Genomic DNA, 18169 nt, shown 5'->3' with positions numbered 1-18169 from the left:
CTATACAAAAAAGCCTGAAGCATTTAATTGCTCCAGGCCTAGAGTCTTCCCGTGTACACGAAAAGAAATCAACCCTTCTGGCCCTCTCTGGAGTCAATTAAATGGTTGGATATTTAACTATCTTCTTTTTATTTTGGTAAAGCCTTCAGTTCAACTGAATCTTTGCCGTCCTTCTCAATTACATTAACAGCAACCTGTTCATCGGCAGAAGTTGGAATATTTTTACCAACAAAATCAGCACGAATTGGCAATTCACGGTGACCACGATCAACTAGCACTGCGACTCTGATTGAACTTGGGCGACCAACGTGCATCAAAGCATCCATCGCCGCTCTGATTGTTCGTCCAGTATAGATAACATCATCAACCAAAACAACATGCTTGTCATCAATATTAACACCAACTTGATCAGAATTGACAACTGGATCTTGCTTTAAACTAGCATCATGACGATCATCCCGATATAAGGTAATGTCCAATTCACCAACTGGTACATCAACGCCTTCCAATTTCTGAATACGGTCATGAATTCGTTTAGCCAAGTAAACGCCTCGCGTTTTAATCCCTACCAAAACCAAATCATCGGTTCCTTTATTTTGTTCAATGATCTCGTAAGTAATACGGGTTAAAGCACGCTTCATTGCTAGTGCATCCCAGATTTCTTTTGCCATTATAGCCTCCTAATTCTGCCCATGAAAAAAGCTCCCAATCTCAACTGAGACTAGGAGCTTTAGTAAAGTCGAAACTTAAGTTAAGCCTGCCTTGCTAGCCTCACGAGACTAATTTTAAAGGACATTCATTGCTTTAAAGTTACTGTAATTAGAAACGTTTGTCAAGCTCTAATTAAATTTTACTTGACCAACTAATTCATTGATATCTTCAATGCCTAATTTTTCAAGTTCTTGCGGCAAGGCATCTGCAATATGCTTAGAAGCAATACTATCTTTAAAATGAGCAGTACCAACCGCTACGGCATTAGCACCTACTAACATAAATTCCACCACATCTTCGGCCGAAGCAATGCCACCCATGCCAATAATTGGCAAAGAAGTAATTTGACGCACTTGACTAATCATTCTAATAGCTATTGGCTTAACAGCCTCACCTGATAAACCGCCCATATTATGGCCTAACAGTGGTCTGCGTTTTTTCACGTCAATTCGCATCCCTAGCAATGTATTGATCATCGATAAGCCATCGGCACCACCCTTTTCGGCAGCTTTAGCAATTACAGTGATATCAGTCACATTTGGTGTTAACTTCACATAAATTGGAATATTGACAACTGCTTTAATTTTTCTAGTCAATTCTTCAACCACATCGGCATGCACGCCAAAGCTCATTCCACCTTGGGCCACATTAGGACAAGAAACATTAATTTCTAAAGCATTAACCAAGCCAGAATTTGACAGCTTTTGTGCTACTTCAACATAATCTGCTTCACTATCACCGCCAACGCTAGCCACGATCGGTAATTCTGGATATTGCTTTCTCAATGGTTCTAACTTTTCACTAATCACCTTGTCCACACCAGGATTAGTAAGACCAACCGAATTCAAAACCCCATCATCTAAAACGGCAATCTGTGGTTGCGGATTACCAGTGGTTGCATGTGGCGTAGTTGTCTTAATAACCATTGCTCCAAGATCATTTAAGTCAAACTTCTTAGCTGCAGGCACATCGCCGAAGCCAAAAGTTCCACTTGCTGGCATAACTGGATTTTTCAAATCTAAACCTGGTAATTTTACATGTGTATTAACCATAATTTTCCTCCAAAATGAATGCTCACGGACACTCTTTATTTTTTCAAGAAATGATTCTACACGTGATTATAATTTTTTCCAAGCAAAAATTTTATTTGTATTTTTACTTTTGAGGTGTTAAACTTCACCTTGATCAAACTTTAAACGGTACAGAGAGACCGCAAGTTCAAAATATTGACTTAAATTATCTAGGAAAAGTCTATCCTTGGTGTCTCTCTGCGCTAAGATAGACTTTTTTTGTGGAGGAAAAATGAAACCTGTAATTGTTGCATTAGATATTGACAATGAAGAGCAACTGCATAAGATTTTGTCTAAATTAGGCAAACCAGAAAACGTCTTTATCAAAGTCGGTATGGAATTATTCTATCACGCTGGCAACCAAGTGGTTAAAGACTTAGCTGAGCAAGGTTATAAGATTTTCTTGGATCTAAAATTGCATGATATCCCTAATACCGTTTATAACGGGGCTAAACAATTAGCTAAGTTAGGAATTACTTTTACTACCGTTCATGCTTTAGGCGGCAGTCAAATGATCAAATCAGCTAAAGACGGTTTAATCGCGGGTACACCTGCTGGCAAAAGCGTGCCTAAGTTACTAGCAGTAACCGAATTAACTTCGATTTCTGATGAAGTATTGGCACATGAACAAAATTGCGCACTGTCAATGAAAGAGCAAGTTCTTTCGCTAGCAAAAATGGCTAAGCACTCTGGAGCAGATGGGGTTATTTGTTCACCACTTGAAGTAAAAGAATTACACGAAAAAGTTGGCGATGACTTTTTATATGTCACACCGGGAATTCGGCCTGCTGGCAATGCTAAAGACGATCAATCTCGCGTGGCCACACCAGCGCAAGCCAAAGAATGGGGCTCAAGCGCTATTGTTGTTGGACGGCCAATTACTTTAGCCAGTGACCCAGAAGCTGCATATGAAGCAATTAAAAAGGAGTTTAACTAAAATGCATAAGGATCAAATTATCAGTCAACTTATTCAAGAAAAAATTATCACTATCTCACCTGACAAACCATTCACTTACGCAAGTGGGATGCTTTCTCCAATTTACACCGACCTTAGGTTAACGGTTTCATATCCAGAATTACGCGATATGATTGCTGGTGATTTAGCTAATTTAATCGCCAAAGAATTCCCTGAGGCTACTATTATTGGTGGCGTCGCTACCGCCGGTATTCCCCATGCCGCATGGGTTGCAGATAAACTGCACTTACCAATGATCTATGTTCGTCCTAAGCCAAAGGATCATGGCAAAGGCCGCCAAATCGAAGGCCGTTTCAGTAAAGATGATAAGATCGTTTTAATTGATGACTTAATCACCACTGGTGGTTCCGTTTTAAATGCAGTTAAAGCAACTGAAAAAGATGGTGGCAACGTCATTGGCGTTTCTTCAATTTTCACCTACTACCTACCGGATGCAAAAGAAAACTTTGCTAAAGCTAATGTTAAATATGCTCCGCTTCTTTCCTACCCTGAATTACTCAAAAAGGAAAATGAGTCAGGTCATATTTCTAGCACGCAATATGATGTCTTAAAGACCTGGCACGAAGATCCATGGGCTTGGGGCAAACAATTCGAAAAATAATTAAGCCAAAATAAAGACCAGTTTCAGTTTGAAGCTGGTCTTTATTTTTTTGTTTTAATACCAAGCTGGCTTATCACCGTCGGTATTTGGTTTATTTAAACCAACATTACCACGACTGTCTTTACTTTGGTCTTTAACTATTTCATTTACATAACTAGCCACACTTAGACGAGAGACCTCAGTTCCTTTAAATGGGGTAGTTGCGCCTTCAGTTATTTCATAGTCAACTTCATCTTTATTGGTCAACCAAGCTGGACGAATAATCGTGTAATCCAAATCGCTAGCAGTAATTTGATCAGCAGCTGCACGATAAGTGGTCAAATATGAACCTAAAATATTCTTGTTCCATTCACCAAATTTGCCTGGTACCTCATCATAGACTCCTAACGAGGAAATCCAAATCAAACGCTTAATACAATCTTCATCCATAGCTTTAACAACTGTCTTAGCTTGATCTTCAATATTTGAACCAGCTAAATTAGCATAAACGATATCTGCGCCTTTAATAGCCGGAGCAAGTTCATCCAATTTACTTGCATCCCCTACGACAATCCTTTCACGTTGATCATCGATATCTTTTTTATCCAATTTATTAGGATGGCGTAAAAATAAAATTAATTCATTATTTTTATCTTCCAAAAATAAATTTTCTGCTAATTTAGCAATTTGTCCACTTGCACCAAGTACTGCAATTTTAGTCATTTTTCTTTCCTCATTTCTATCAAAATTTAACTTACAATTACATAGTAAAACTTATATTTTGTAAGTCAACGATTTACCACAGATAACCTGTATACAAGTTTTTAGTTTTATTAGTTGCAAATAATATAAAAAATAAAAAATAAAAAAGTTCCTGAATTGTCAAATTAAGTGCAACAGTTAGGCTATGAGGAAATATATTGCTTGAAGAGTTCTTCTGCTGTGTGATATTGAAGGATTCGACGATGTTTGCGGTTAATGGCATCAGTTGCCTGTTGAACATAAGCAGCTGACTTATCTTTCATGCTTTTGCCTTTAGGGAAGAATTGACGCAGAAGTCCATTGCAGTTCTCATTGGTGCCTCTTTCCCATGGAGAATATGGGTGGGCGAAGTAGATCTGGCAGCCTTTGATCTTGGTCATATCCGCAAACTCAGAGCCATTGTCAAACGTGATCGATTTAAACCAGGCAGGATGTCTGTCAATCTCATTTTGAAGCAGCCTTTGGCATGTGCTTGCCCGATAGTCAGGAATCTTGATAACTACTTCAAAGCGTGTGGTTCTTTCGGTCAAAGTCATTAAAGCAGGCTGATTCTTGCGTCTGACGCCTTTAACCAGATCTCCTTCCCAGTGCAGCGGCGTTTTTCTGTCTTCAATCTCTTTAGGACGCTGTTCAATGGAATTGCCAAGATTCTTCTTGTGCAAAGCATGACCGCTCTGGCCGTGATGACGCTTGTTCCTGCGTCTTTTGAGCTTCATAGGCAGATCAATATTGCTTATGTCCAGCAAGCCCTGATCAATATAGCGATAGACAGTTGGTGTGCTGGGACAAGGGTAGCCTGGCATAGTCCTTTTGAATTCACCAACGAATTCATCGATGCTGGTGGCATCAAATTTAGCTTTGAAGCGTCTGGAGAGCATTCTCAAAAAGACAGCATAATGCTTCAATGGATTGCGCTGATAGCAGTTTTTGCGACGCTTCTCATAATAAAGCTGTGCAGTATCAGCGTAATAGTGCTCATACAATAAATAGCTGCTGTCTCTTTGCAGGACGCTTCCGCGTTTGATTTCGCGACTGATTGTCGACTTATGGCAGCCGACTTCTTGAGCGATAACAGTACGGGAAGTTATGCCGGAATCCAGCATTGCTTGAATTTGTCCACGTTGTACGCTGGTTAATTGATGATAGTGCTTAGAAATGCTAGAATTTGAATTGGTCATGAAGATCTTCCTTTCTTGATTTTTCGTCACTTCAAGTTTAGGTCTTCATGGCCTTTTTGTTTAACACTTGGTGTTGCACTTCAATTTTAAATCCGGGAAAATAAAAAAGTTGTAAAATTATCTTAGTTAGGAGAACCAAATGAATAATCAAGAAAAAGCATATCTTTTTATCAAAGATCAAATAAACACTGGTCATTTTAAGCCAGGTCATCTTTTATCAGAAAATCAAACGCGTATTAAACTTAACATGTCTCGTACTCCAATTAGAGAAGCAATCAAACAATTGGAAAATGAAAGCTTACTAGTTCGTCAAGGACAAAAAAAATCGTTAGCCATATTACATTGGCTGAATTAAAAGACAATTATGATTTACGTTCTCTATTAGAGAGTTATGCCTTGGAAAAAAATTTTCCCAATTTAGATCCACAACTGGCTAATGATTATGGAATAAAATTCCAAGAAATTTTAGCAAAACATGATTGGCAAGCTTATCTTAAACTTGATGAACTATTCCATGTATTTTTAACTGAAAATACCGGAAATCCCACGCTTCAGCGAACCATCGATCTTTTACGTACTCAAACCAATCGTATGCGTTATGCCATCGTAGACAATGATCGTTGTATGAAATCCTCGGTTCAGGAAATAATGGATATTATTTCTGCAGTTGAGAAAAAAGATATTTTGTTAGCCTCTAACGCTTTAAAGAAGCATATAAAAAATGTCTATGATTGGGAACAACAATTTTTACAAAAATAAGATCATTCATCAAAAACATAAATGCCTTTTTTGCTATATTTTGTTAGGATAAAAAGGATGTATCGTCTGTAATATGGGGAAATGTAATGATTAAAAATGCAAAACAGATTTTAGCAAAACCTTTTTTCAACCAACATGACTAAAACTTTGGTTCAGGCAATTTCAGTTGGGCTAACTACTGGAGTTATAGTTAGCGCATTTCGCTGGATTATTGATCAAACTATGAAGTTGCTTTATCAAATTTATCCGCAAATGGCAGCCCAGCGAGTACTGATCGTACCCTACATCTTATTGATGTTCATTATTGCAATAACATTAGGTAAAATAACTGCGCCTTACCTTGAACAAGTAATTGGCTCAGGGGTACCACAAATCGAGGCTGTTCTTTTAAATGAAAATAAGATGCCATGGTGGTCCATTCTTTGGCGGAAATTTATTGGAGGCTTATTAGCTATCTGTCCTGGATTAATGCTAGGTCGTGAAGGTCCTTGTATTGAAATGGGCGCAATGGTTGGTCAAGGATTAGCAGAAAAAGTATTTAAATCTAACAAGGAAAATTTGAGAACGCTACAATAATGCGGTGTGGCTGCAGGATTGGCTGCCGCCTTTAGCGCGCCAATAGCTGGTGCACTTTTCTTGGTCGAAGAAATTACTTTTGATTTTAAACCTCAAAAAGTAGTAGCCGTCTTGGCCGCCACTTTTTCAGCTGACTTCGTTACTATTCTAGCCTTTGGAAACAAACCATTCCTTTATTTACCCGTTAACGATTATTTACCTGTTACTGCATACTGGGCTTTACCTTTAATTGGTATCTTTTTGGGAATAATGGCATACATTTATCAATATGTACTACTTTCGCTAAAGCCATGGTTCAGTAAAATTAAAAAAATCCCTGCAGCCTATCACAGTATCATTCCTTTAATTTTAATTATTCCAGTTGGTCTATTTAATGCCCACTTACTCGGTGGTTCACATGTGTTAATTGATAATTTATTCAATTTGAATTGGAATGTCAAAGCCTTTGGATCATGGGACTTTCTTTTACTACCGATCTTATTCTTGATAATTCGGTTTGTCTTTTCAATGCTTTCATATGATTCTTCCGTACCTAGTGGTATTTTCATGCCTATCCTAGTTCTTGGGGCATTATTGGGAATAATTTGCGCCAATATTATGATAAAATTGCAGATTATTTTGCCAATGTACTTCCCTCATATCCTAGTGATTTCCATGGCCGCATATTTTGGTGCAATAGAAAAAGCACCATTCACAGCAATTATGCTACTGACTGAAATGATTGGGACTGTCCAGCAAGTATTGCCAATGATTATTGTTACTTTCGTTGCTTACTACATTCTGGACATTTTAGGTGGAAAACCAATTTACGAGGACTTACGCTTGCAAATGAATTATCATAAAAATATGTCAATAATTTAGGAAAATGTCCCAAAATTATTTAATTATTAGCGGAGAATTTGCTCTCCGCTATTTTTATACGTATTGATGGTATTTATGAGCTCTCTTTTGTTGCTTTATGAATGATTCTCGCTTCCATGGATGTGACATTGGTGGAATCCACTTTTTCTTGGTCCTTTTCTTTTTAGGCTCTTGGTCTACTTCTGGCGATATTTTGGCATTCTTAGGAATTTCTTTAAGCAGATATACATGCTCATCTACTGTCGTTAGCAGTTGTCCATCTAGGGCTTCAATTACCAGACATTTAGTTCCTTTCATGAAGCAGACTAATTTGCCATATTCATCTGTTGCTTGATAAAGCTTGTTTTTGAAAGAAATAGCTGAGCCGCTATCAAACACTCTGCCAGTGAGAACGGCCAAGGTATAATTGATTTTGCGGTCATCAGGAGCCTTTTCAAAAACAGACCAGGCTTTACGACTAGTCTGACTGAAGTTTTGGTTAAAGTCAGGAACAAACACATCATGCAGGTATTTATTTGCCTCGTTGATTGTCATGATTCCAGCCAATCTTAGTTCTGGCTTAAGGCGACCTTGGACGGTTTGGTTAGCTCTTTCAACCATGCCTTTGGCTTGAGAAACACTAGTAGTTTTTAGATCTACGCCAAGAGTTTTGCAGGCATAGCCAAATTGTGTCAGCACATCTTTATGGGCAGCTTTGGTTTGAGCAGTCTCATAATTGAATACAGTCCGATTATCAGTCTTAAAGCAAAGGGGAATGCCATATTCCTTAAGAATTTGCTCAAAGACGTGATAGTAGCCATTCAAAGTCTCTTCCCAGTCAAAATAAGCCCCGACAATAATGCCAGTAGCGTTGTCGATTGCAAGGTGCAGGTAAGCCTTACGCTTACCAAACCAGACTAAGACAGAAGCATCCATCTGAATTTCTTCGCCGAAGTACTTGCATCTTTCATGGCGAGGATGAGCATCTGCCAAAGCTAGTTGATGATCAACTGCAGCGCTGACTTCTTGTTTGTTTTGCTTAGGGTGCTGCTTATGCCATTTCTTTTTGGCTAAGGCACGCTTAGTCTTTCTCCAAGGCTTAGGGGAAAGAATATCCTGCTGCTTGAGCAGGCTGTAAGCTTTGGTATAAGAGACATGAATGTCCTCAAAGCGATCTAACAGCTGTACAAAATGTTTTATATTGCAGTCTTGATATTTAGTACGGTATAAGGTTACAATTTGATTGTTAATTTCTGTGGTGAGACAATTAACAGGTTTGCGGTCTTTGTTCCCATGAACGAAGGCCGCTTTTCCTTTAGCTTGATACTGCTTGATTCTCCTGTTTATTTGTCTAACGGATATTCCTAGCTTCAAGGCTGCTCTTTTCTTATTGCCGTTGTGATCTACAAGATCCTTAATGACTTTGTACTGTTCATCATATTTCATAGTTAAATCAATCCTATTCACTCTAACTATAACCTCCAATAAAGGAAATTATGTCATACTTACTACAATTAGGACATTTTCCTAAGTTAACAGTTAAGACATTAGAGACTGTCAAGAAGTTTGTGTAAATAATCTCTCTCGTTGATTGACTTTTTTATTTATCTTTTAATCAAAATAGGATTCTAGGGTGTCTCGAACTTGCCCAAATCCTTTATGAATCCTGTTAAAGTAACGGTCATTGTAATCCATTGCCTGAACTCCAATAAAGGTGTCAAGCGACTGCTCAGTTGGAAATTCTGTTTTAGGCTTGGTTTTCCGCTTAAGCCTGTTGTTAAAGGATTCAATCATGTTAGTTGAGTAAATTGAAGCTCTAATAGCTGGCGGATAGTTGTAAAAGGTTAACAGATCAGGCTCAACCTGTCTAAGATCTCTAACTACGTTTTTGTAGGCTTTTTCCCAGTTTTGATAGAATTCATGCAGCACCTGTACAGCCATTTCTTTGTTTGACTGAGTATGAATCTGCTTGAATTCATCCAGTGCTTTTTTCGATCGTCAACCCGCATTTTGGCACTGATATTACGCATGACGTGTACCAAGCAGCGTTGAAAATGCGCTTTAGGATAGGACTGGCAGATAGCCTCTTTCATGCCAACTACTCCGTCAGACAAGAAGAGCTCTACCTGTTCAAGGCCGCGACTCTTGAAGCCTTTGAGCATTTCGCTCCAAATCTCAATATTTTCAGTAGGCGCAATACAGTAGTCAATCACTTCTTTATGACCATTAGGTTTGATACCGATGGCGATATAAACTGCTTCGCGCTCATAAGTGACCCGCTTAAGAGGAATATAGGTGGCATCGAGATAAACGCAGAAGAACTTATCTGACAGATGTCGCTGATGATATGCCTCAACTTTGGGAATCATTTCTTTAGAAATATTGGAAACCATAGCTGGAGAATAATAGCCGCCATACATTTTCTCAATCAAATCAGCGATTTCTCGGGTTGTGACGCCCTTGGAATAGAGCTTGATAACAGTTTGCTCTAAAACATCAGTATGCCTTTTATAATCTGGCATAGTGTGTTGATGAAACTCACCGTTTCTGTCTCTAGGAACTTTGATTTCTATTTGTCCGAATTGCGTATCAACCTTGCGGTAATAAGCACCATTTCTAGAATTTCCGGTATTCCAGCCATCGCGCTCATAAGGATTGTAGCCTAAAAAGGCAGTCAATTCGGATTCAAGCAGGTCATTGACAGCCTGTTGGAGCTTTTGTCTAAATAAATCATTAATTTTATCCTGATTGAATAGAGCATTAGCCATATCTTTGGTAAAATCATTCATGAAGGAATCTCTTTTCTAGTATGTTTTTCGTTCAAATCAATCATACGGGAAAAGGATTCCTTTTTCTAATATTCAGGGAAATAAAATTAAGGAAATATTCATCCTTACACAAAATATTTTACGGTCTCTATCTTAAAGTCATTGCTTCACTGGAGTGATTTAGCATTTTCATAACTAAAGCAGTATTATGATTAGTCTGCTGATAAACCATAAAAGCTCCTGTTTTTCTCATTGAGTGTGAGCCAATCCAATTAACCCCAATTTTAAGCCCGGTCTGATGACAAATTCTATAAAAACTATTTTCTCTTATTGGAACATCCTCACCTAATCTCCTAGAACTTGGAAATAGCCATTCAGAAGAAAACAGCTTCGTGTAGGGATGCTTCTTTTCATATTCTTGCAGCCAATCATAGTAATCCTCTAAAACATCCCTAACTGGAGTTAAATATAATCGGTTAGGCTTTTTTGTCTTTTTGTCAACGATATAAGCATTTTTCTTAACTCTGCCATTGGCTTGAAAGACATCATTCTTTTTCAAAGCTAGAACATCACTTACCCGTAGTAAGGTTGCTTTACCGGTTTGAAATATAGCATAGTTTCTTTCTCCCATACTAGTATCTTCACGTAAATGTTTCAAAAACTTCTTTAAAATTATTGGATCAGTAATTGGACGAGTATCTTTATGCTTCAATTTACGTCTCCTTCTGTCAATTTTTATATTAGTCCTTGATATACAAGTATTTCGTCACTCTATGTTGAATAATTAGTCTATAGCTAATTATACTACATAATCAACACACCCAAAAATTGGCATAGCAGAATAATGCATGATTAGATGTACTATGTAGAATAAAATCTCATTATTCTACATAGTTAGAAAGTACAAAAAAGAATGCTAATTTCCCATAAAAATAAGAATTAGCATTCTATTGCATTAAATGATTATTAATTTTAACCTCTGCAGTCGAACTTGACCTCAGAATCGTCCTCTCAGCATAATCGAACTAGCCTTAAAATTGGCATAATTGTTTTACCTATTCTAGTCCCACCATATCATTCACGAAACCTTGAAGTTTGTCTAATAGCTGAATATTTACGTGATTAACAATTTCTCCATTTCTAGATTCAAAGTCAAAATTCTGAAGTTGCCATAAAACAACATAACCTTTTACTCCAGTGCCATTACTGCCTGGAATTAATATTGGCTCGTAATGTGGGTTGCCTTGATATTTATCTGAAGTAGTAATCGGCATCCCTATAAACATATGTGTTGATTTATTATAGGCACTGGTACTCATTACCACATAATGTCTTCTAATATTACCTTTATGCGGATTATGGCCACCCATTTCATGTCCGGAATGAGGTTCTGCATCTGCTTTAACAATATCTCCCTTTTTCGGATAAATCATTAATCAACTACCTCACGTCCCACTGGTTTTACTGATTGTAGTTCCACGTCATTTTCTATGTCTTTTTGATAATCATAATTTTGCCATTCTTTGGTTGCAAAAATATTTTTCTTTTTCTTCACGACGGGTGTAAAAACTATATTCATCCCCTCATTTTTCACAGTATACTCTTTACTAGTAATTATTATATCTTTAGGAACTGTTAAAGTTTTTGAATTTCCAACTTTTCTTAATTTTACAGTCATAGTTGTACGCCTCTTTCTTTTTTGTGTATATTTAGTATACACAAAAAAAGAAAGAAAGTAAATTATGTTTTAGCGTTACATCAATAGATGGGGAGATATTCTTTGTTCTTTCTCCTAGCTATTTGTCCTTATTGCATAAAAAATCTAAATATTTTAAATAAATTTAGCATTTTTCTTTTTTGCGAATGTAACTGCTGAGAAAACTGTATATAATAGCTCTTGACCCCTTTAGAAAAGGAATTTAGTTTTCTATGAAAGGAATTAATAATGGACCCGGATTTAAAATTGAAGTGCAACACCAAGTGTTAAACAAAAAGGCCATGAAGACCTAAACTTGAAGTGACGAAAAATCAAGAAAGGAAGATCTTCATGACCAATTCAAATTCTAGCATTTCTAAGCACTATCATCAATTAACCAGCGTACAACGTGGACAAATTCAAGCAATGCTGGATTCCGGCATAACTTCCCGTACTGTTATCGCTCAAGAAGTCGGCTGCCATAAGTCGACAATCAGTCGCGAAATCAAACGCGGAAGCGTCCTGCAAAGAGACAGCAGCTATTTATTGTATGAGCACTATTACGCTGATACTGCACAGCTTTATTATGAGAAGCGTCGCAAAAACTGCTATCAGCGCAATCCATTGAAGCATTATGCTGTCTTTTTGAGAATGCTCTCCAGACGCTTCAAAGCTAAATTTGATGCCACCAGCATCGATGAATTCGTTGGTGAATTCAAAAGGACTATGCCAGGCTACCCTTGTCCCAGCACACCAACTGTCTATCGCTATATTGATCAGGGCTTGCTGGACATAAGCAATATTGATCTGCCTATGAAGCTCAAAAGACGCAGGAACAAGCGTCATCACGGCCAGAGCGGTCATGCTTTGCACAAGAAGAATCTTGGCAATTCCATTGAACAGCGTCCTAAAGAGATTGAAGACAGAAAAACGCCGCTGCACTGGGAAGGAGATCTGGTTAAAGGCGTCAGACGCAAGAATCAGCCTGCTTTAATGACTTTGACCGAAAGAACCACACGCTTTGAAGTAGTTATCAAGATTCCTGACTATCGGGCAAGCACATGCCAAAGGCTGCTTCAAAATGAGATTGACAGACATCCTGCCTGGTTTAAATCGATCACGTTTGACAATGGCTCTGAGTTTGCGGATATGACCAAGATCAAAGGCTGCCAGATCTACTTCGCCCACCCATATTCTCCATGGGAAAGAGGCACCAATGAGAACTGCAATGGACTTCTGCGTCAATTCTTCCCTAAAGGCAAAAGCATGAAAGATAAGTCAGCTGCTTATGTTCAACAGGCAACTGATGCCATTAACCGCAAACATCGTCGAATCCTTCAATATCACACAGCAGAAGAACTCTTCAAGCAATATATTTCCTCATAGCCTAACTGTTGCACTTAATTTGACAATTCAGGTTTTAGAATATGCTATACTTACTGATAGAAAGTGTGTAGGATTTACATATAAAGGTGTAAAACATGGCAGTAACTATTAAAGAAATAGCTAAAAAAGCCGGCGTTTCTATTGCCACCGTTTCGCGATATCTTAATCAGAATGGTTACGTTGGCATTGATTCGGCTTTAAAAATAAAGGAAGCTATCAAAAAACTGGGTTATAAACCCAAGAATGTAATTTCCGCTAAAACAGAATTAAACTTAATTGAAATCAATTTTTCGCAAATCAATAATCCTTTCTATTCAGAACTGTATGAATACTTGGCTACTATTTTGCAGGATAAAGGTTATGATTGCATTTTGCATTTAGATCATTATCAAGAGCAAGATATGCAGTATTATTTGGATAAATATAAGCAAAAAAAGATCGTAGGCTTACTTACCAGCTCGCCAATTCAGATTTCAAAGAAGAGTGGCAAGCTTAATCTACCGGTGGTTAGTTTTGACCGGGTAATTAGTCCGCAGATCCCTACTGTGCAGTCGAATAACTATGATGCGGGGATGCAAATTGCAAAGTCGGTTTTAAAGCAAAAAAAGAAGAAAGTAATCATTATTGCTGGTTCCAAAGAAGACTATTATCCAATCAGTGATCGTATCAAAGGGATGATGTGTGTGTTTAATACCTTTGACGTTAAATTTGATTTACGCTCAATTAGCGCCCGTGAATCAATTATCGCATCGTAATCGCTATCCTTCAATTTTTGAAAGATAACGATTACGATGCGATTTGTTGTACGGATGACATACGGCTTTATTGGCTAAAGAATGCAACGATTATTTAAATAAAAAATCGTTAATTACAGGATTTGACGGCACACAATTGATTCAGAACCTATTCCCACATTTAATTAGTGCGCGGCAACGGACTAAAGAGATTGCGAAATTAATGATCCAGCGGTATCATTGGAGAGTGTTTATACTTTGCCCGTTAGCTTGATTAATCAGGATTAAAAAAACAGGATTGCCCATTTTGGAAACAATCTTGTTTTTTAATATTTTTAATTAACTATCTAAATCTAACCAATTCTTTTAACATTTCTAGCCTTAATAAAGCTACCATCTTTTAATTGATAGAATTTCTTCCCTTTAATCTTAACGACCTTATCAGAATGAAGTGAAATATGCTTATTCTTCTTAAGTAAAATGCGCTTTCCATTCTTCTTAACTGCTTTGCCATGCTTATTATAAACGAATGAGTTATGAGCTAACTTATAGTAACTAACAGTATTAGCAACTTTGACAAATTGATTTTTAGCTACTTTATAGAACAACTTACCTTTAATACTATACTTTTTACCATTATCCAAAGGCTTAATTGTATCTCCAGCTTTCAAGACAAGCTTGTTATCATTTTGATAAATAGGATTTGCTTCACTGTCATACACATAAGCATTATGGGTCAATAATATTTCAGTGGTTGTATTATCCTGAGTAGAAACTGTAGTAGTCTCTTCTGATCCATTAATTATATTTTTAGTATTGTCTATAATACTATTTTCACTTGGAGCTTCAGGTGTAATAATTGTTTCTTGCGGAACAATTGGATTGGCTGGCTTTTGATCCGGAATCCTTGGATTTTCTGGTGTAGTTGGTTTACCTGGCTTATCACCTGGAGTGGTTGGACTTACAGGTTGATCTGGTTTTGGCACGTCTGGTAAAACCATTGTTCCATCTTCATCAACTACAAGCGTACTTAATGGTGCCAGCATAGTTTTATCACTTAATTTCACATTGCCATCACTATCTAACAATTTCTTACCATGTGATAAATCAACATTATTTAGAGCAACTTTATCATTGTTGACATTAAAGACAATTAATAACTTCTTGCCATTAACATTATATTCGTACTCAAATACACCCTTGATGTTTTTATCTTTGGTTTCTCTACCATAACTAATAATTTTAGTAACATTCTCGTCATAAATCTTATTGAAATCATTCAAATGCAAAATTGGCAGCTGTTTACGTAATTTAGCCAATTTTTGGAAATATTGGACTGATGCTTTATTAGCACCAACTCTTTCCCAATTAATTTCATTAATATTTACTGGTGAATTATATGAATTTGAATTGCCACCTTTAGTTCTTAATGCTTCTTGACCTGAGTGGAAGAAAGAAATACCCTGTGAAAGCATGATCATTGAGTTAGCCAATCTTACTCTCCTGGCACTATTCTCATCTGATTCATTTGGCATTGCAGCCTTGATGTAATCATACAACGTCTTACCATCATGACAAGCGGCATAATTAACCATTTGGCTTGGAGTTGCATAGTTATGTGGCTCCCAAGAATCATTATGTAACCATTTACCTCTTAAAAAACTATCGGTAAACAAGACAGCATGCTTATCAAAGTTTCTTTCATTACCGTTACCAATTACTAATCCTGGTTCGGAGCCATCATCATTACCTTTAACCGAGTTTCTCATATCATCACTAAAGAAACCAACATTAGGAACTTTATCCGCAGTGTATTGGGTCGTTCCTTCTTCTCTAGTATATTTCTGGTTACCAACTTCCCAGCCTTCACCATAAGTAATAATACCAGGATCAATCTTATCTAGAGCAGCTCTAACATCATTCATAGTCTCTCGATCTAGTAAGGACATGATATCAAAACGGAAGCCATCTAGATTGTAGTTCTTAGCCCAGTAAACTACTGAGTCAACAATGTACTTGCGAACCATTTTACGTTGACTACCAATGTCATTACCGCAGCCACTATCACTTGTGGTATTATTATCAGCATCGTAACGGAAATAATATCCTGGCACTGTTAATTCAAAAGCTTGCTCTTGAGGATTATAAACATGGTTGTATACCACGTCCATAATGACCCTAATACCAGCTTTATGCAGGCCATTAATCATTTCTTTCATTTCGATAATTCTAGCAGTTGGATTAGTTGGATCAGAAGAATATGATCCTTCAGGCACATCATAATTCTTTGGATCGTAACCCCAGTTGTATTGATTCTTTAAACTCTTAGTTTCATCAATGCTAGCGAAATCATATGAAGGCATAATTTGAACATGAGTGATGCCTAATGCCTTGAGATAGTCTAAGCCAGTAACTTGTCCAGTTGGTGTCTTACCTGATTCAATCATCCCTAAGAACTTACCTTTATCTTTAATTCCTGAGTTAGGATCACTGCTAAAGTCACGAATTGAAGTTTCATAAACGATTGCATCAGTTGGCTTAGAGAATGAAGGCATTCGGTTAAAATCTGTCGGTTTGATATTATTGTAGTCTTCAATTACACTTCTAACGCCATTGACAGTAACGGCTTTAGAATATGGATCATCAGTCTGTGTTATTTTGCCATTACCAAAAGTTAACTTAAAATCATAAGCCCAGCCTTTTTTATCGCCCTTAATAATACCAGTCCAAACACCTCTATCGCCTCTTGTCAAAGCAATAACATTCGTAGGCTTGGCACTATTATCAACACTATCATATAAATTCAATTCAACCTCTTTAGCAGTTGGAGCCCAGAGTTTAATTTGCGTCTTTTTACTATCATAGGTGCAGCCTAGATCGTCACCATCATAGGCATATTTATCGTCAAAAGCTTTGGAACGAACATAAGGACCGATATCAACATTTTTAAAGTTCATCCCTAGTCCAACTTGGTTATCCTTTAAAATATCAATATCTGCTTTGGTATGAATAATAAATTTCTTTGCTTTACCATCAGTATTAGCATCGACTGCTTCAATATGATCAATACTATTATTTCGCAGACTAAGTTTTCCTTTGATTTTATCGACAGTAGTAGCCTTACCTGCTTCAACAGTCAAACTATCTGGTGAAGTCATATATGCAGAAGATAGACTTTGATCAGCTAAGGCAAAACTCTTGCTATAATAAGCTTCTGTATCATTTTTAACTAAATAAATATCTGTCGCCTTATTACCCGGTAACGGAGTGAATTCTCTTGTTATTTCATCAGAACCAACTGGCGCAACAAAAAGTTTATTAAAATCAGTATTGTCTAATTTGATTGAGCCATCTTGACTATTGCCTTGTTTGGTTAAGCTAATAAGTTGTTTATTATCTTGATCCTTATCTGTCCAAACATTAACCTTATTAACTTGGTCATCACCGTAATAATGCAAATTTATATTTGCGGAATGGTACTCTGGTGTTACCTTTTGGGCATCATCACTACCTGCTTTATAGAAGACTTCCGCTTTGCCATTATCGCTAACATTTAAGCTACGATCAGCACCTGTACCGTCTTTACCAGCCCAACTGCCTTTGGTTTTAATTAAAACTCCTACTTGGTCATAGTTTTTATCTAAATCAATAACCGAGTAATACCCATTATCATCTTTGCCGGCCCATTTGTATTCATTGCCGTTACCATTAGGTTTCTTACCCCAAATATAAGGAACCCATTTTTCACCATCACCATTGTAGTGAATAACTACTTTAGTCTGATCTTTAACTTCCTCACGTGCTGGAGAGTTATTTGTTCCCTCATCTTTAGTTTTGGCTGCCAAAACTGTAGGAACGTTTTGAGGAGCTACACCTTGTTGACGCTGCTTTGCTTTTGCGTTACTTTGATTTTGTACAGTAGCAGTAGCTGCATTATCTTTGCTAGAATTCGTTTGGCCTACAACTTCTGAACTTTTAGGAGCTGCATTGTCCTCTGCAGCATGAACTTGAGTCGTAGTTAAGTTTGCCCCTAACCAAAGACTCATAATAGCTGAAGTACATACAAAAATTGATTTAAATTTGATATTATGACCACTCTTTTTATTCATAAATAAATTCCTCCACAAAATCAT

At 37.2% G+C, this 18169-nt stretch carries 15 protein-coding genes and 2 pseudogenes; 7 read left to right on the top strand and 10 right to left on the bottom strand.

The window, feature by feature from the left end; translation table 11 throughout:
- Window positions 1-128: 128 nt before the first annotated feature.
- Both pyrR and J6L97_RS03845 read right to left on the bottom strand, forming a co-directional pair.
- Window positions 129-671: a bifunctional pyr operon transcriptional regulator/uracil phosphoribosyltransferase PyrR gene (gene pyrR, locus J6L97_RS03850; protein ID WP_054832864.1), complete on the bottom strand. Its 543-nt coding sequence runs from the start codon at window positions 669-671 to the stop codon at window positions 129-131.
- Window positions 672-839: 168 nt separating this feature from the next.
- The gene (locus J6L97_RS03845; RefSeq protein ID WP_057726775.1) at window positions 840-1763 is read right to left on the bottom strand and encodes a dihydroorotate dehydrogenase; all 924 of its coding nucleotides are present in this window, start codon (window positions 1761-1763) and stop codon (window positions 840-842) included.
- Window positions 1764-2013: 250 nt separating this feature from the next.
- Between J6L97_RS03845 and pyrF the strand changes: the two genes are divergently transcribed.
- Together pyrF and pyrE are read left to right on the top strand one after the other, a co-directional pair.
- Window positions 2014-2718, top strand: a complete 705-nt coding sequence (gene pyrF, locus J6L97_RS03840) for an orotidine-5'-phosphate decarboxylase (RefSeq protein ID WP_005726123.1) — start codon at window positions 2014-2016, stop codon at window positions 2716-2718.
- Window position 2719: 1 nt separating this feature from the next.
- A complete protein-coding gene (gene pyrE / locus J6L97_RS03835; protein WP_005721958.1) occupies window positions 2720-3358 on the top strand; it encodes an orotate phosphoribosyltransferase in 639 nt (212 codons plus the stop codon).
- Window positions 3359-3412: 54 nt separating this feature from the next.
- Here the strand turns inward: pyrE and J6L97_RS03830 are convergent, their stop codons facing one another.
- Together J6L97_RS03830 and J6L97_RS03825 are read right to left on the bottom strand one after the other, a co-directional pair.
- The gene (locus J6L97_RS03830) at window positions 3413-4060 is read right to left on the bottom strand and encodes an NAD(P)H-binding protein (RefSeq protein WP_054832863.1); all 648 of its coding nucleotides are present in this window, start codon (window positions 4058-4060) and stop codon (window positions 3413-3415) included.
- 182 nt (window positions 4061-4242) lie between these two features.
- Window positions 4243-5277 carry an IS30 family transposase gene (locus tag J6L97_RS03825; protein ID WP_123811765.1) on the bottom strand — a complete coding sequence of 345 codons (1035 nt, stop codon included), beginning with the start codon at window positions 5275-5277 and terminating at the stop codon, window positions 4243-4245.
- 139 nt (window positions 5278-5416) lie between these two features.
- On the opposite strand from J6L97_RS03825, the gene J6L97_RS03820 reads away from it, so the two are divergent.
- From J6L97_RS03820 to J6L97_RS11040, 3 genes and pseudogenes are all read left to right on the top strand, one after another.
- Window positions 5417-5632: a GntR family transcriptional regulator gene (locus tag J6L97_RS03820; protein WP_054833068.1), complete on the top strand. Its 216-nt coding sequence runs from the start codon at window positions 5417-5419 to the stop codon at window positions 5630-5632.
- Window positions 5620-6036 (top strand): GntR family transcriptional regulator, encoded by a 417-nt coding sequence (locus J6L97_RS03815; protein WP_081036440.1) that lies wholly within the window; start codon window positions 5620-5622, stop codon window positions 6034-6036. Before J6L97_RS03820 ends, J6L97_RS03815 begins: the two co-directional genes overlap by 13 nt.
- An 86-nt stretch (window positions 6037-6122) precedes the next feature.
- Window positions 6123-7473: pseudogene (locus tag J6L97_RS11040) on the top strand (ClC family H(+)/Cl(-) exchange transporter).
- Between the two features lie 54 nt (window positions 7474-7527).
- Here the strand turns inward: J6L97_RS11040 and J6L97_RS03800 are convergent.
- From J6L97_RS03800 to J6L97_RS03780, 5 genes and pseudogenes are all read right to left on the bottom strand, one after another.
- A complete protein-coding gene (locus tag J6L97_RS03800) occupies window positions 7528-8898 on the bottom strand; it encodes an ISNCY family transposase (protein ID WP_054833069.1) in 1371 nt (456 codons plus the stop codon).
- 165 nt (window positions 8899-9063) lie between these two features.
- Window positions 9064-10241 (bottom strand): annotated as a pseudogene (locus J6L97_RS03795) (IS256 family transposase).
- A gap of 127 nt (window positions 10242-10368) precedes the next feature.
- Window positions 10369-10932, bottom strand: coding sequence for a tyrosine-type recombinase/integrase (locus tag J6L97_RS03790; protein ID WP_005726890.1), 564 nt, complete (start codon window positions 10930-10932; stop codon window positions 10369-10371).
- A 343-nt stretch (window positions 10933-11275) separates the two neighbouring features.
- Window positions 11276-11653 carry a type II toxin-antitoxin system PemK/MazF family toxin gene (locus J6L97_RS03785; protein WP_005726889.1) on the bottom strand — a complete coding sequence of 126 codons (378 nt, stop codon included), beginning with the start codon at window positions 11651-11653 and terminating at the stop codon, window positions 11276-11278.
- A complete protein-coding gene (locus J6L97_RS03780; RefSeq protein WP_005719479.1) occupies window positions 11653-11898 on the bottom strand; it encodes an AbrB/MazE/SpoVT family DNA-binding domain-containing protein in 246 nt (81 codons plus the stop codon). Before J6L97_RS03780 ends, J6L97_RS03785 begins: the two co-directional genes overlap by 1 nt.
- Window positions 11899-12267: 369 nt before the next feature.
- Here J6L97_RS03780 and J6L97_RS03775 point away from each other — a divergent pair, with 369 nt between their 5' ends.
- Entirely contained in the window at window positions 12268-13302 is a 1035-nt protein-coding gene (locus tag J6L97_RS03775; protein WP_123811765.1) for an IS30 family transposase, read from the top strand.
- A gap of 95 nt (window positions 13303-13397) precedes the next feature.
- Entirely contained in the window at window positions 13398-14057 is a 660-nt protein-coding gene (locus tag J6L97_RS03770) for a LacI family DNA-binding transcriptional regulator (protein WP_057726923.1), read from the top strand.
- 332 nt (window positions 14058-14389) lie between these two features.
- On the opposite strand, the gene pulA is transcribed toward J6L97_RS03770, so the two are convergent.
- Window positions 14390-18169 (bottom strand): type I pullulanase, encoded by a 3780-nt coding sequence (gene pulA / locus J6L97_RS03765; RefSeq protein WP_005719486.1) that lies wholly within the window; start codon window positions 18167-18169, stop codon window positions 14390-14392.

The sequence above is a fragment of the Lactobacillus crispatus genome, assembly GCF_018987235.1.
GTDB lineage: Bacteria > Bacillota > Bacilli > Lactobacillales > Lactobacillaceae > Lactobacillus > Lactobacillus crispatus.
Note: the sequence above shows the minus strand (reverse complement) of the source record. Positions and strands in the feature narration are given on the sequence as shown.